The organism is Neptuniibacter sp. CAU 1671 (assembly GCF_029222905.1).
GTDB lineage: Bacteria > Pseudomonadota > Gammaproteobacteria > Pseudomonadales > Balneatricaceae > Neptuniibacter.
In genome coordinates this window covers 69,128-82,167 of record NZ_JARHUE010000001.1, presented here as the reverse complement: position 1 = coordinate 82,167, position 13,040 = coordinate 69,128, and the positions used below count along the sequence as shown (strand labels likewise).

The following is a 13,040-nucleotide window of genomic DNA, read 5'->3' as shown; positions in this document are numbered from 1 at the left end:
TTTTAGGCGTAAGAATTTACAAATGCCATCAGTAATTGCTTGTGTTGTTTGCTTTTTCTCTTCTATGCTGAATTAAAAAACAAACACTTAGCTGAGGATGTCTCTATGACTGTCAGAGTAGCGATCAACGGATACGGTCGGATAGGCAGAAATATACTGCGTGCATTGTTTGAAGCAGGTCGCACCGAAGAGATTCAGGTGGTGGCAATTAATGATTTAGGGGATGCGGCTGTTAATGCTCACCTGACCCAGTTTGACAGCGTTCATGGCCGCTTTGGTTATCAGGTTGAGGTGAAAGATGGGTTTCTCTGCATCGATGGCCACGACATTAGAGTATTGAGTGAAGCAGACCCGCATGCCCTGCCCTGGGCTGAGCTTGAAATCGATCTTGTGATGGAATGCACAGGTCGATTTACCTCCAAAGAGAAGGCGCAAATACACCTACAGCAGGGAGCGCGGCGCGTGTTGGTATCTGCACCTGCTGCTGGGGCTGATGCCACCATTGTTTATGGCGTTAACCACCTGTCGCTCAGCCTAGAGGACAGAATCATTTCCAATGCATCGTGTACGACCAACTGCCTTGCGCCAATGGCAAAGGTACTGCATGAAGCACTTGGTATTGAACAAGGCGTCATGACGACGATTCATGCCTACACCAATGATCAGCACTTAACGGATACTCACCACTCAGATCTGCATCGGGCTCGTGCTGGGGCGTTGTCCATGATTCCAACCAAGACAGGCGCCGCGTCTGCAGTTGGACTTGTATTGCCAGAGCTGAATGGGCGCCTGTCTGGTTTGGCTATCCGCGTGCCGACCCCCAATGTCTCACTGGTGGATCTAACATTCATACCCGGTAAGTTAACGGACAAGGAGTCTCTGAATCACTTGATGAGGGAGGCTGCTGAGGGGGAATATGCCGGCATTATTGAATACAGTGATCTGCCATTAGTATCCGTGGATTTTAACCACCATGCCGCATCCTGTATTTTTGATGCCACTCAAACCCTCGTCAGTGACGGACTGGTAAAAGTTTTTGGCTGGTATGACAACGAGTGGGGGTTTTCTAATCGGATGCTGGATATGGCTGCGTTTATCGGGCGACTGGATTAACTGAGTGTCCATCTATTTAAGCTGAGTACTTCAGTTGACGTTAACTCTGCTGAAATGAGGCCGAAGCACAGTGGAAGGGAGGTAGAGTATTTACCCCCTTTCACTTACGTTCAAAGAATGTTCCCATCTCGACAGCAGCGATACTGCTCAAGCTGCAGTCGCTTCGATGATCCGGACGGCGGAAATTTTATAGTCGCCCTCTTTCTGTTTTGTCAGCGTGTACAGGGCTTCATAAGGCTTACCGTCAGGCCCGGTCAGAAAAACCTGCTGCATAATCTCTTCCGGCCCAATCTGAATCGCTTTACCAAAAGCATAATTCTTTGGTTTCCAGACCGGCTGGAAGCCGTGCACGACCATCAGCATAAAGATCTCTACATTAGGGAACTGCTGCTTAATAATGGGCGCCGCATAGGAATAAGCGGTTTCATTATCATTCTTCAGAAACGCTGCGATCTGGCCACTGATAGTAGCGCGTGCAGCTTCTCCTTCGATGTCGATTATCGTATCTGCGAACGCAGAACTCGTGCTCAGACAGATGGCCAGGAGCAAACTCTGGCTCAGCATTTTTAACTCTCGCATACCTAAAACTCCTGTCGCATAGTTATCACTGTACGTGATTCAGCGCGTAAGGATCAGTTGGGCGATACTGCGCACTCAAAACAGTGCTGCCGCAAGTTCCTCGATGAACTATAGGTGCGAATAAACAGCCATGCATACGAAACCGCAGAAAAGCGGAGAGGCTTAAAAGGTTTTGGGTAGGGATTTTAGATAAATACGCGTGAGGGTGAATGGTGCCCGAGACCGGACTTGAACCGGTACAGCCTACTGGCCGAGGGATTTTAAATCCCTTGTGTCTACCAATTTCACCACTCGGGCGAATGGATCTGTTCTTTAGAACTGGAGGCGCGGGTCGGAATCGAACCGGCGTACACGGAGTTGCAGTCCGCTGCATGACCACTCTGCCACCGCGCCTTTTAGATTTATCTGCGTAATATGGAGCGGGAAACGAGGCTCGAACTCGCGACCCCAACCTTGGCAAGGTTGTGCTCTACCACTGAGCTATTCCCGCACCGCAGATAAGTGCTGCGTATTATAGAGACGGATGGTTCTATGTCAACACTGTAATACTATTTATTTTTGCTTAAAGATTAACCACTTAGCGCACTCAAATATCTTCAGAAAGTATTGGCCAGGCAGCTCTAAGATACTGAATCATCGACCATATTGTCAGAACGGCAGCCAAATAAAGTGCTGCGACACCGACCCATGAAAGGGTGGTCCCGGGTGTAAAAACCAGCAACATCAGAATGGCGATCATCTGTAGCGTGGTTTTGAGTTTGCCGATATAGGATACGGCGACATGTGCTCGCTGCCCTACTTCCGCCATCCACTCCCGCAAAGCTGAAATCACAATCTCACGACCAACAATCACAACAGCCGGAATAGTCAGCCAAGGCGACGCAAAAGTTTCTACCAGCATCACCAGTGCAATGGCGACCATCAACTTATCGGCGACAGGGTCAAGAAACGCGCCAAACGGCGAAGCCTGGTCCAGTTTCCGTGCCAGATAGCCATCAAACCAATCAGTAATCGCTGCCAGTCCAAATGCAGCTCCGGCTGCTAACCCGGCCCATTCAACAGGCAGGTAATACAGCAGAACAAACACTGGAATTAACAAAATACGCAGCAGCGTCAGTATATTTGGGATCTTCATGTACAGCGAAGGCCTTTAGGGGTCAGGATGCAGGGCGGCATAAATCGCCTCCGCAAGGGTTTGGCTTATGGTAGAGACTTTTGCAATTTCTTCAATACTGGCGCGCTGAACTTCCTGAATACCACCAAAATGTTTAAGCAGTTCGCGACGTCGTTTGGCGCCAACGCCGGGTATATCTTCAAGGGCTGATTTCCGGCGTGCCTTATCACGACGTTTGCGGTGGCCGGTAATGGCAAACCGATGTGCTTCGTCCCGGACCTGCTGCAACAGGTGCAATGCAGGTGAATCACCCTCCAGCACAAACTCTTCGCCACTGTCACCGGAGATCAGCACTTCAAAGCCCGCTTTGCGGGTGGCGCCTTTGGCAATCCCCAGCACCAGTACCTGATCAATCGACAGGCTATCAAGCACTTCCATGGCCTGGGTAACCTGTCCTTTGCCACCATCAATCAGCAGAATATCCGGTAAGGCGCCCTCGCCTTTTTTCAGGCGAGCGTAACGGCGTTCAAGCGCCTGATGCATTGCGGCATAGTCATCACCCGGTGTAATGCCTTCAATATTGAAGCGGCGGTAGTGGGCAGAAACAGGTCCATTACGATCAAACACAACACAGGAGGCGACAGTGGCTTCACCGGAGCTGTGACTGATATCAAAACACTCCATGCGCTGCGGGGTTTGCTCCAATGCCAGCACCGATTGCAGTTCAAGGTAACGGTTGTAGATCTGCTGTTTGTTGGCCAGGAAGCTGCTGAGCTGTTGTTCGGCATTGGTCTGAGCGAGTTTTTGCCAACCGGCACGATCCCCTCTGACGGCGTGTGTAATGCTGACTTTTTTACTGCGCTGCTGTTGCAGTGCCGCCTGTAACAGGTCTCGCTCATCCTCTGGCAAGGCTTCGGAGGTGATCACATAGGGTGGAATATCCCGACTGCCGCTGAGGTACCACTGGGCACAGAATGCCGTCAGGACACTGGCAGGGTCTTCTTCAAGCGCCACTTTAGGGTAGTGAGTCTTACTGCCAATGATTCGGCCGCCACGAATAAACAGCATATGTATGCAGGTGCCACCCGGTTGCATGGCACAGCCAATCACATCAGCCTCTCCCTGCATGCCGGATACGTATTGCTGCTCCTGTACCTGACGCAGCGCAATCAGTTGATCGCGAAGCTGGGCGGCTTTTTCGAAGGCCAGGTCTTGTGAGGCCTGCTCCATCTGATCCGCCAGATCCTGCGTCAGGGATTGGTTTTTACCCTCAAGAAACATCACAGCGTGCTCAATATCGCGACGGTATTCTGTTTCACTGATCAGACCGACACAGGGCGCGGTGCAACGTTTGATCTGATATTGCAGGCAGGGCCTGGAGCGATTCTTAAAGAAGCTTTCCTCGCACTGGCGAATGCGAAACACTTTCTGCAGCAGGTTAAGGCTCTCTCGCACAGCGCCACCGCTGGGGAAAGGCCCGAAATAGCGGCCACCCTTGGCGCTGGTGCCACGACTGAATCTGACAGCGGGATAGGCCTGCTTATCGGAGATAAAAATATAGGGATAGGATTTATCGTCGCGCAGCAGAATGTTGTAAGGCGGACGGTATTGTTTGATCAGATTCTGTTCAAGCAGCAGCGCTTCGGTTTCGCTGTGGGTAACCGTAACCTGAATATCAGCAATTTTGGCAACCAATGCACGGGTTTTAACCGTCAGGCCTGTTGAGCGGAAATAGCTGGAAACGCGGTTGCGCAGATTTTTTGCTTTACCGATATAGAGCAGCGCCCCGGCCTGATCGTACATCTGATAGATGCCGGGCCGGCGGGTCAAACGTGACAGAAAAGCCTTGGCATCAAAGGTTTCGGGCGTTACAGCGTCAGTCACGTCAGGCGGGTGTTTTACGTTTTTGTTTGTGGCTATTCATGTATTCATGGGTGGCCAGGCGATGAATCTCCTGCAGAGAATTCATGGTTTCTTCGGTAATCCCGGCACCGCGAGAAAGAGAGACCTCAAGGTAAACACCGATTTCAGCGTAGTAACACAATCTTGCGTCGGTATTTTGAGCCCGACGCAGTTTTGTCAGGGAGATTTGAGCGCCGTTGACCAGAATGTTATTGATGTCAGATTCGGACATCATGACTTCACGATCTTGTTCATTCAGGGGCAGGTCAGTGCCCTTGTGATGGATCATTACCATAGTGTTATTCTCTATTATCAAGGCGCGGCGATGACATCTGCGGGAAAGCCGGCAGAGACTCCATGCCATTCACGTACAGGTTTATTCTATGACGGTGTCCACAGATTTGGAATGGGTATTGAGCTGCCCAAGCCTGTTGAATGTTTCCTCTCAACCGGAGTTGCTTGATGGAGCCGCCTGGCTGGCGGATCTCAGAGAAGAGTTTAATTTCCTCAACTCACATGTAGATCCTGATATTGAAACACCCCGCAGGCTGGGTTTTTACTACGAAAATTTACTTGAATATTTATTTAATAAATCATCTCAAGTATCAGATATAAAAAGAAATATACAAATAAAAAATGATAAAAATACGCTGGGCGAGCTGGACTTTATTGGCCGCTATTCAGGGAGTGCATTTCATCTGGAATGTGCGGTTAAGTTTTATCTTAGGGTTGGAACCGGCAGCAAGCTGAGTGATTTTATTGGCCCGGGCAAAGCTGATCGGCTGGATCTGAAATACCACAGAATCATCCATCACCAGCTGCCGATCGATGCTCATCCTATGGCGCAGACTACGCTGGCATCGCACAATCTGGTTGTTCACCAACGGGTACTGTTGATGCAGGGATATCTGTTTCATCCCTGGGAGGGAGGCTGTCCGGCTGAACTTGCTGCAGAGATTAACCCGGATCATTGGCAGGGATGGTGGTTAAGGCAGACGGATGTTCAGAAACTGTGTGAGACCGATTCAGATTTACAGTTTATGCCGCTGCAAAAGCCTTTCTGGCTGGCAGTGAAAGGTGAAGAAAGTTTTGGGATGGCAGGGTTAAGAAGCTGGCTTGAAACAGTGACGCGTCCGGTACTGGTATCACGGGGTGATTTCAGGGGAAACCACTGGGTTGAGAAAGACCGGGGCTTTATCGTACCAGATCACTGGTAATGAAAAGATTCAGGGCCACTCTGACTGAGCGGCCCTGCTGCAGCTTACTGTTTCTCAGCAGCTGCGGCGTCTTTGGCGATTACTTTTTTCAGTACGCGGGTACCAACAAAAGTGCCAACGATCATGACCACCACAATGGCCAGGCTCGGTGCAACCGAAATCAGGTTGTACTTATCCATAGAACTGTCCTCAAGGGTAATAGTTAGAAAATTTTATTGCGGCGCATTATACGGCCTTAATACTGTCTGTCTATTAACCAATGGGACATAATAGCCATATTTTATTAATGGTTATTATCTGATTCAAGCCGCTGCAGGAGGCTGGATGTGTCCTGACGCCCCGCCCCATGGCGCTGGAGGTCAGCGTAGAACTGATCGATCAGAGCGGTAACGGGCAGCTGTGCGCCGTTACGACGCGCTTCAGACAGGGCTATGTTCAGGTCTTTGCGCATCCAGTCTACCGCAAAGCCGTAATCGTAACGTCCCTCCACCATACTCTGGTGACGGTTCGCCATTTGCCATGAACCAGCCGCGCCATGCTGTATCAGTCCAAACACCTGCAACGGATCAAGACCGGCCTGCTTGGCAAAATGCACACCCTCAGCCAGGCCCTGCAAAACACCGGCGACACAGATCTGGTTCACCATTTTTGCCAGCTGGCCTGAGCCGACATCGCCAAGCCGTTCTATGGTTCGGCCGTACGCTTTCATCACTTCTGAGACTTGCGTAAAAGGTGACTCATCACCGCCACACATAATGCTCAGTACACCGTTTTCAGCTCCTGCCTGGCCGCCTGAAACAGGTGCATCAATAAATTGGACACCCTGTTTTGCAGCCTCAGCTGCCAACTGTCTTGCGGCATCAGCCGAGGCGGTAGTGTGATCCACCAGAATTGAACCCTGTTGCATCCCCGCAAGGACACCCGCTTCGCCCAGCACTACAGAGCGCAGGTCATCGTCATTGCCAACACAGGTAAACACGATCGATGCATCCCGTGCGGCGGCTGCCGGGGTTTCTGCCATGCTGCCCTTGTGGGTTTCAAGCCATGTTCTGGCTTTTGCCGGTGTGCGGTTATACACACACACCGTATGTCCTGCATGAGCAAGATGACCCGCCATAGGGAAACCCATGACGCCAAGTCCGATAAATGCTACTTTCATTTTTATTTCCACTCTGAACCAATCTGACCGGGTAAGATCTGAGTATAAAACAATAACCCTGACCCAAACCCAGTTCGAGTTCTTATCGTTATGAGATCTGCACTTCTTTTCATCCCTTTACTCTTCCTATCGCTCAGCATGCCGCTCCAGGCCAAGGATGCAGATATTTTCAGTTACAGTTTTCCTGATACCGACGGAAACTCGGTGGCGCTTGAAGGGTTCCGGGGCAAAGTTGTTGTCCTGAATTTCTGGGCGACCTGGTGTCCTCCTTGCATCAAAGAGATGCCAGGCATGCAGCGCTTGAGAGAAGCCATGCAGGGTGAACCGTTTGAGATTGTGGCCATCAACGCAGGTGAGTCCAATGCGGCTGTTTCAGCATTTCTGCTTGAACTGGATACCGAATTGACCTTCCCTATTCTGCTGGATGAGCAGGGTTTGTCTTTTGGCACACTCGGTCTGCGTGGATTACCGACCACACTGATTTATGACCGCAGCGGCACCAAGGTTGAGACCGTACTGGGTGGTCGTGAATGGGACAGCGATAAAACGATTCAGCAGTTAAAATCACTACTTTAATCAAGATTGCCCCCACATCTCAGTGGGGGCTTCTGTTTCAGCGGTAGGTTGCCAGTGCTGCCTGAGCAGCCATACCCAGATTGATCGGTGCGTTCATACCCTGCAGGGTGTTCTCCAGCGCATCCAGACACAGCATTACGTTACGCTGGTTACAAGCCGCGCCCATCAGACCAATGCGCCAGACTTTGCCCGCCAGATCACCCAGCCCTGCTCCAATTTCCAGATTGTAGTTTTGCAGCAACGCGGTTCTGACCGCAGCATCATCCACACCGTCCGGAATCCGGACAGAGTTGAGTTGTGGCAGGCGTGACGCTTCATCCACCAGGAAAGTAATACCCATGGCTTCCAGACCTGCCCGCAGTGCTGCGTGATGTTTTTCATGGCGGGCCCAGACATTTTCAATGCCTTCTTCGTTCACCATGACCAGTGCTTCATGCAGGGCATACAGCGAATTGATTGGCGCGGTATGGTGATAGGCGCGCTTGCCTGAACCGCCCCAGTATCCCATAACCAGATTTTTATCCAGGAACCAGCTGGGGACAGCCGTAGTGCGTGCTTTGACGCGGGCGACCGCCTGTGCACTGAAGCTAACGGGTGAAATACCAGGTGGACAGGACAGGCATTTCTGAGTGCCGGAATAAATCGCGTCGATACCCCAGCCATCTACATCGACTTCAATGCCGCCCAGAGAGGTCACTGCATCGACAATCGTCAGTGCGCCAAACTCTTTCGCAATGGCACAGAGCTGCTGCGCATCAGAGCGAACGCCGGTACTGGTTTCTGCATGCACAAAGGCCAGAATCTTGGCATCGGGATGCGCCTGAAACGCCGCCCGTACTTTCTCAGGATCCACCGGTGTGCCCCAGGCGTCCTGCACCATGATGGCTTCGCCACCAAAACGCTGCACATTTTCCTTCATGCGGCCACCAAACACACCATTTTGGCAGACGATCACTTTGTCACCGGGTTCAACCAGGTTAACGAAACAGGCTTCCATTCCGGCCGATCCGGGCGCGGAAACCGGGATGGTGAGTTCATTATTAGTGTTGAAAAGGGTTTTCAGCATCTGCTTGATCTGGTCCATCATTTCGATAAACGCAGGATCAAGGTGACCGATGGTGGGACGGGCCATGGCGGCCAGAACCCGAGGACTCACATCAGAAGGACCCGGCCCCATAAGGGTACGTGCCGGTGGGTGAAACGAGGTAATCATGAAAGTACAGCCCCTGTTTTATTATTCTGCAGGGGCTAGTTGTATCAGCCCTTGGCGGCTGCATCAATCATAGAAATAATCATTTCGGCAGAATGCTTGGCTGCCACGTGTAAAAACTGTTCAAAGGAGAGGTTGGACGCTTTACCTGCAATGTCAGACAGTGCCCGGATAATGATAAAAGGCACCTCAAACTGATAGCAGGTCTGGGCAATGGCAGCGGCTTCCATCTCAACGGCTGTCAGGTTAGGAAACAGCGCGCGGGTTTTCTCTACCCGCTCAGGGTCATGCATAAACTGGTCGCCGGTCGCGATCAGACCGTGACAGGTATGCATGCCTGCCATGTTGGCAATACAGCGCTCAGCCAGATCGGCCAGTTCAGGGTGCGGCAAAAACACTTCCGGCAGGCCTGGCACCTGGCCCGGGGCATAACCAAAAGCGGTGACATCCACATCGTGATGACAAACCGCGTTACAGATCACGATGTCACCGACATTCAGCGCAGGATCAAATCCCCCCGCTGAACCGGTATTGATGACGCAATCCGGCTTGAAGTGCTGCAGTAACAGTGTACAGCCAATGGCAGCATTGACCTTGCCGATGCCTGATTTGAGCAGGATTACCTCAACACCGTGTAACTGACCGGTATGAAAGTCATAACCAGCCAGTTGCAGATCTTCACGGTTTTCAAGTGATGCTTTCAGCAGTTCAACTTCTTCATCCATTGCACCGATGAGTCCGATTCGCAGCGCGTTTTTACGCGCCAGTAAACTGCTTGCCTGGGTCACTTGAGTATTCATGTACTGCGGATCACTGTAATTTTAAAAAGGGCGATTAGAGCATAGCCTCTAATGAAAAAAAACCACACAGATCAATAAATCGGTGTGAATAAACCCGCACTGCTTTTTGCCATATTTTCTGAGCCTGTCCCTAAGTTACTCTGCCGGCATTGAGCACGCAGACTCAAGAGCAGAGATTTTTCCTTGCTTTAGTCGATGCGGGTATTGTCTATGCCCTCTTCCGCACAGTCTGAGACAATATACCGTCCGGAATCAGGTTCACTGCAAACGGGGCAATGCGCCTGCCAACCAAAGTGTTGAAACAGTTGCACGGTTTCAGCATCCAATGCCGCTTTCAGTTCAAGTGGTTGCCCGGTGACGGGATGTGGCAGCTGCAGCTGCACCGCCATCAACATCAACCGGTTGAGACCATAGTGCTCTCTGAGGGCTTTGTTCTGTTTATTGTCACCGTGTTTTGAATCACCCACGATCGGGTGAAAAATATGTTTCATATGGCGGCGGATCTGATGCTTGCGGCCGGTTTTAGGGGTTACCTCAACCAGTGAATAGCGGGCACTGCTGTAACGCCCAACCGCTATGGGCAACTCGACCTGCGCCAGACAACGATAGGCACTGATCGCCTCCTGCGCGGGTTTATCATCAGACATGAATTTATCCGCGATCCGGTCCTTTTCTTCTTTCAGAGGGTAATCAATCACCCCTTCACCCTCCACATAACCTCTGCAGACCGCGTAATAGGTTTTAGTGACCCTGTGCTCAGCAAAGGTCTCATTAAGTGCCTGGGCAACGGTTTTGGTTTTGGCAAACAGGATCAGGCCCGAGGTGGGCCGGTCAAGCCGATGCACTGTGTAGGGTGATGTACCGAGATATGCTTTAAGTATCGAGGCAAGATTAGGAGTGCCACGTGGTGTCAGCCAGCTTGGGTGAACTAACAGGCCCGAAGGTTTATTGAGGGCAATCAGATGCTCATCTTCATATACAACCTCAATGGCGGTGGCGGTTTCAGTCATCATTTCTTCCAAGATTCTGGGCAGCGGCCATTGTATGCCGGTGAATATATAAGACAAAGCACCTTGAAAAGTTGACTAAAATGCTTATATATATGAGCAGAGTCATAAAACATTACAGAGGATTACCATGCGTAACGTAAACACCTACGAGATGCAGCATACAGGATCGGTGCTGCAGACCAATAAAGTGATTCGCAACACCTATATGCTGCTGGCAATGACACTGGTCTTCAGTGCCTTTACCGCAGGTATCTCAATGCTGCTGCAGATGCCAATGATGGTTTACCTGGGCAGTATTATCCTCAGCTTTGTGATGCTGTTTGTGCTGAACAAAAAGCAGAACAGCGCTGCGGCGCTGCCTCTGGTGTTTGTATTCACTGGTTTGATGGGATTTGGCATTGGTCCGTTGTTGAATCATTACCTGGCGATGGCTAATGGTGGTCAGATTGTAATGACCGCCATGGGCATGACGGCTGCGACCTTCCTCGGCCTGTCTGCCTATGTGCTGACCAGCCGTAAGGACTTCAGCTTTATGGGCGGTTTCCTGATGGCCGGTATGATGGTGGCACTGGTGGCTATGGTTGCACTGTTTGTCCTGCCGCTGTTCGGTGTTGAACTGGGTGCGCTGCATCTGGCCTTCTCCGCCCTGGTTGTGATGCTGATGGCAGGTTTCATCCTGTATGATACCAGTAACATTGTTAACGGCACCTACACCAACTATGTGATGGCAACGGTCAGCCTGTATCTGAACATCTACAACCTGTTCATTCATCTGATGAGTCTGGTTGGCGCATTCAGCGACGACTAATTCCTGCGATTACTGTCAAAGCCCTGCATTCTTGTTAAGATTGCAGGGCTTTTTAGTTTCTGGGATGCCGCCTCACAATGCGCTTTACCCTTGTCATTCAATCCTCTCCTTACAGTCAACAGTCAGCGACTACCGCGCTGCGGTTTTGCAAACAAGTTCTGGCCCAGGGACACGAAGTGTATCGCGTGTTCTTTTATGGCGATGCTGTGCTGACAGCCAATGACTTCAATGCACCGGCGGTTGATGAAACGGGCCTGTTAAAAGGGTGGCAGGCGCTGCAACAGACTCACCAGCTTGATCTGGTTGTGTGTATCGCTGCGGCAGTTCGCCGCGGTGTGCTGAACGAACATGAAGCCGGTCGGTATGAAAAAAAGGGCTTCAATCTGGCAGCCGGATTTGAACTCTCAGGCCTTGGACAGTTGGCTGAGGCAATTGCCTGTTCAGACCGGGTAATCCGTTTTGGAGGCGCCCATGGCTGATAAAAAATCCGTGTTACTGGTCAACCGCCATCCGCCTTATGGCAGCAACATGGCACGGGACACACTGGATGTAGCGCTTACCTGCGGTATTTTCGACCTGCCGATCAGCCTGTTATTTTTGGGTGATGGCCTTTACCAACTACTTGATAGCCAGAACCCGAAGAGCATTGAACAAAAATCGCTGCAGGCGATGCTGTCCGCACTGCCTATGTACGATATCGATCAGCTTTATGTTTGCGCTGAAGATCTTGCTGAGCGGGATTTAACCCCTGCTGCACTCTATGCTGAAGTCAAAGTGGTTGATGCAGCACGCCTGCCTGAACTTTTTCAACAACACTCGACGGTGCTGACCTTCTGATTATGGCTTTACATCTTATCAACGCGCAGCCTGATGCTCTCACAACCTACCAGCATTGTTTTATGGCGCTGTCGAACGAAGACGCCATTCTGCTTATCGAAGATGCTGTATATGCAGCCACATCCAGAGTCGTAGCCCAGCGCTTCACAGAGCTGCCAGCCGGGGTCAGACTCTATGTGCTGCAACCAGATGTTGAGGCACGCGGCCTTCCCGCTTTGTTGAGCGAACGATTTACTCAGGTTGATGATGCGGGCTTTGTGTCACTGTGTTGTCAGCATGACAAGGTGATAAGCTGGTCATGACGCTTCAGGTTAAACTTGATGAAGAGGGTTACCTGTATGATCTGTCCGACTGGAACACAGAGGTTGCAGAGCAACTGGCGGCAGATGAAGGCCTTGAACTCACGGCGGCACATTGGGAGTTGATCGGGGTGATTCGTGATTTTTACCAAACCTACGAACACAGCCCAGCCATGCGTCCATTGATAAAGGCTGTAGGAATTAAACTGGGTGCCGATAAGGCTAAAAGCATCTATTTGATGCAGCTGTTCCCGGGCAGCCCGGCAAAAAGACTGGCGCGTATCGCTGGTTTGCCAAAGCCGGCAAACTGTTTATAGTCGCCGTGCATAACTTATATAATTCAACCGGTATAACGACAGATCAGGTATCACGCTATGGCAATGCAAGAAGCAGCTGAACATCTTCGTGCACTTCAG

17 protein-coding genes and 3 tRNA genes are annotated in these 13,040 nt (G+C 51.0%); 8 read left to right on the top strand and 12 right to left on the bottom strand.

Going from position 1 to position 13,040, the window contains the following annotated elements; genetic code table 11:
* The first annotated feature begins 105 nt into the window (after positions 1-105).
* The gene (gene gap / locus P2G53_RS00470; RefSeq protein WP_275812111.1) at positions 106-1,113 is read left to right on the top strand and encodes a type I glyceraldehyde-3-phosphate dehydrogenase; all 1,008 of its coding nucleotides are present in this window, start codon (positions 106-108) and stop codon (positions 1,111-1,113) included.
* Between the two features lie 147 nt (positions 1,114-1,260).
* On the opposite strand, the gene P2G53_RS00465 is transcribed toward gap, so the two are convergent.
* The 7 genes from P2G53_RS00465 to P2G53_RS00435 form a co-directional block, all read right to left on the bottom strand.
* The gene (locus P2G53_RS00465; protein WP_275812108.1) at positions 1,261-1,692 is read right to left on the bottom strand and encodes a DUF4864 domain-containing protein; all 432 of its coding nucleotides are present in this window, start codon (positions 1,690-1,692) and stop codon (positions 1,261-1,263) included.
* A 210-nt stretch (positions 1,693-1,902) separates the two neighbouring features.
* Positions 1,903-1,989: transfer RNA gene (locus P2G53_RS00460), tRNA-Leu, on the bottom strand.
* A gap of 22 nt (positions 1,990-2,011) precedes the next feature.
* Positions 2,012-2,085, bottom strand: a tRNA-Cys gene (locus tag P2G53_RS00455).
* Positions 2,086-2,107: 22 nt separating this feature from the next.
* Positions 2,108-2,182 (bottom strand) — tRNA-Gly (locus P2G53_RS00450).
* A gap of 96 nt (positions 2,183-2,278) precedes the next feature.
* Entirely contained in the window at positions 2,279-2,827 is a 549-nt protein-coding gene (gene pgsA / locus P2G53_RS00445; protein ID WP_275812105.1) for a CDP-diacylglycerol--glycerol-3-phosphate 3-phosphatidyltransferase, read from the bottom strand.
* 15 nt (positions 2,828-2,842) lie between these two features.
* Positions 2,843-4,690, bottom strand: coding sequence for an excinuclease ABC subunit UvrC (uvrC, locus tag P2G53_RS00440; RefSeq protein WP_275812101.1), 1,848 nt, complete (start codon positions 4,688-4,690; stop codon positions 2,843-2,845).
* Between the two features lies 1 nt (position 4,691).
* Complete coding sequence (locus tag P2G53_RS00435; RefSeq protein WP_275812098.1) at positions 4,692-4,997, bottom strand: excinuclease ABC subunit C; 306 nt, start codon at positions 4,995-4,997, stop codon at positions 4,692-4,694.
* Positions 4,998-5,091: 94 nt separating this feature from the next.
* On the opposite strand from P2G53_RS00435, the gene P2G53_RS00430 reads away from it, so the two are divergent.
* Positions 5,092-5,925, top strand: coding sequence for a DUF1853 family protein (locus P2G53_RS00430; RefSeq protein WP_275812096.1), 834 nt, complete (start codon positions 5,092-5,094; stop codon positions 5,923-5,925).
* A 44-nt stretch (positions 5,926-5,969) separates the two neighbouring features.
* Here P2G53_RS00430 and P2G53_RS00425 read toward each other — a convergent pair whose 3' ends face one another.
* Together P2G53_RS00425 and P2G53_RS00420 are read right to left on the bottom strand one after the other, a co-directional pair.
* On the bottom strand, positions 5,970-6,104 hold the full coding sequence (locus tag P2G53_RS00425; protein ID WP_275812094.1) for a hypothetical protein: 135 nt from the start codon (positions 6,102-6,104) through the stop codon (positions 5,970-5,972).
* 104 nt (positions 6,105-6,208) lie between these two features.
* The gene (locus P2G53_RS00420) at positions 6,209-7,084 is read right to left on the bottom strand and encodes an NAD(P)-dependent oxidoreductase (protein WP_275812092.1); all 876 of its coding nucleotides are present in this window, start codon (positions 7,082-7,084) and stop codon (positions 6,209-6,211) included.
* A gap of 90 nt (positions 7,085-7,174) precedes the next feature.
* Here P2G53_RS00420 and P2G53_RS00415 point away from each other — a divergent pair, with 90 nt between their 5' ends.
* Positions 7,175-7,660, top strand: coding sequence for a TlpA disulfide reductase family protein (locus tag P2G53_RS00415; protein ID WP_345799189.1), 486 nt, complete (start codon positions 7,175-7,177; stop codon positions 7,658-7,660).
* Positions 7,661-7,697: 37 nt separating this feature from the next.
* On the opposite strand, the gene P2G53_RS00410 is transcribed toward P2G53_RS00415, so the two are convergent.
* From P2G53_RS00410 to truC, 3 genes are all read right to left on the bottom strand, one after another.
* Positions 7,698-8,873 carry an alanine--glyoxylate aminotransferase family protein gene (locus P2G53_RS00410; RefSeq protein ID WP_275812090.1) on the bottom strand — a complete coding sequence of 392 codons (1,176 nt, stop codon included), beginning with the start codon at positions 8,871-8,873 and terminating at the stop codon, positions 7,698-7,700.
* Between the two features lie 44 nt (positions 8,874-8,917).
* Positions 8,918-9,670: a 5'-methylthioadenosine/S-adenosylhomocysteine nucleosidase gene (mtnN, locus tag P2G53_RS00405; protein WP_275812087.1), complete on the bottom strand. Its 753-nt coding sequence runs from the start codon at positions 9,668-9,670 to the stop codon at positions 8,918-8,920.
* Positions 9,671-9,858: 188 nt separating this feature from the next.
* Positions 9,859-10,680 (bottom strand): tRNA pseudouridine(65) synthase TruC, encoded by an 822-nt coding sequence (gene truC / locus P2G53_RS00400; RefSeq protein WP_275812085.1) that lies wholly within the window; start codon positions 10,678-10,680, stop codon positions 9,859-9,861.
* Between the two features lie 127 nt (positions 10,681-10,807).
* Between truC and P2G53_RS00395 the strand changes: the two genes are divergently transcribed.
* From P2G53_RS00395 to P2G53_RS00375, 5 genes are all read left to right on the top strand, one after another.
* Complete coding sequence (locus P2G53_RS00395; protein WP_275812082.1) at positions 10,808-11,488, top strand: Bax inhibitor-1/YccA family protein; 681 nt, start codon at positions 10,808-10,810, stop codon at positions 11,486-11,488.
* Positions 11,489-11,565: 77 nt separating this feature from the next.
* Positions 11,566-11,967 (top strand): sulfurtransferase complex subunit TusD, encoded by a 402-nt coding sequence (gene tusD, locus P2G53_RS00390; protein ID WP_275812079.1) that lies wholly within the window; start codon positions 11,566-11,568, stop codon positions 11,965-11,967.
* Positions 11,960-12,325: a sulfurtransferase complex subunit TusC gene (tusC, locus tag P2G53_RS00385; RefSeq protein WP_275812076.1), complete on the top strand. Its 366-nt coding sequence runs from the start codon at positions 11,960-11,962 to the stop codon at positions 12,323-12,325. Before tusD ends, tusC begins: the two co-directional genes overlap by 8 nt.
* 2 nt (positions 12,326-12,327) lie before the next feature.
* Positions 12,328-12,627, top strand: a complete 300-nt coding sequence (tusB, locus tag P2G53_RS00380) for a sulfurtransferase complex subunit TusB (RefSeq protein WP_275812073.1) — start codon at positions 12,328-12,330, stop codon at positions 12,625-12,627.
* Positions 12,624-12,941 carry a TusE/DsrC/DsvC family sulfur relay protein gene (locus P2G53_RS00375; protein WP_275812071.1) on the top strand — a complete coding sequence of 106 codons (318 nt, stop codon included), beginning with the start codon at positions 12,624-12,626 and terminating at the stop codon, positions 12,939-12,941. Before tusB ends, P2G53_RS00375 begins: the two co-directional genes overlap by 4 nt.
* The last annotated feature ends 99 nt before the right edge of the window (positions 12,942-13,040 follow it).

Coding starts and splice junctions, on each gene's coding strand:
- P2G53_RS00430 (WP_275812096.1), top strand. CDS start 5,092: ATGACGGTGTCCACAGATTTGGAATGGGTATTGAGCTGCCCAAGCCTG.
- P2G53_RS00415 (WP_345799189.1), top strand. CDS start 7,175: ATGAGATCTGCACTTCTTTTCATCCCTTTACTCTTCCTATCGCTCAGC.
- tusD (WP_275812079.1), top strand. CDS start 11,566: ATGCGCTTTACCCTTGTCATTCAATCCTCTCCTTACAGTCAACAGTCA.
- mtnN (WP_275812087.1), bottom strand. CDS start 9,670: ATGAATACTCAAGTGACCCAGGCAAGCAGTTTACTGGCGCGTAAAAAC.
- tusC (WP_275812076.1), top strand. CDS start 11,960: ATGGCTGATAAAAAATCCGTGTTACTGGTCAACCGCCATCCGCCTTAT.
- P2G53_RS00410 (WP_275812090.1), bottom strand. CDS start 8,873: ATGATTACCTCGTTTCACCCACCGGCACGTACCCTTATGGGGCCGGGT.
- P2G53_RS00375 (WP_275812071.1), top strand. CDS start 12,624: ATGACGCTTCAGGTTAAACTTGATGAAGAGGGTTACCTGTATGATCTG.
- gap (WP_275812111.1), top strand. CDS start 106: ATGACTGTCAGAGTAGCGATCAACGGATACGGTCGGATAGGCAGAAAT.
- tusB (WP_275812073.1), top strand. CDS start 12,328: ATGGCTTTACATCTTATCAACGCGCAGCCTGATGCTCTCACAACCTAC.
- pgsA (WP_275812105.1), bottom strand. CDS start 2,827: ATGAAGATCCCAAATATACTGACGCTGCTGCGTATTTTGTTAATTCCA.
- P2G53_RS00435 (WP_275812098.1), bottom strand. CDS start 4,997: ATGATCCATCACAAGGGCACTGACCTGCCCCTGAATGAACAAGATCGT.
- P2G53_RS00420 (WP_275812092.1), bottom strand. CDS start 7,084: ATGAAAGTAGCATTTATCGGACTTGGCGTCATGGGTTTCCCTATGGCG.
- P2G53_RS00465 (WP_275812108.1), bottom strand. CDS start 1,692: ATGCGAGAGTTAAAAATGCTGAGCCAGAGTTTGCTCCTGGCCATCTGT.
- P2G53_RS00425 (WP_275812094.1), bottom strand. CDS start 6,104: ATGGATAAGTACAACCTGATTTCGGTTGCACCGAGCCTGGCCATTGTG.
- truC (WP_275812085.1), bottom strand. CDS start 10,680: ATGACTGAAACCGCCACCGCCATTGAGGTTGTATATGAAGATGAGCAT.
- P2G53_RS00395 (WP_275812082.1), top strand. CDS start 10,808: ATGCGTAACGTAAACACCTACGAGATGCAGCATACAGGATCGGTGCTG.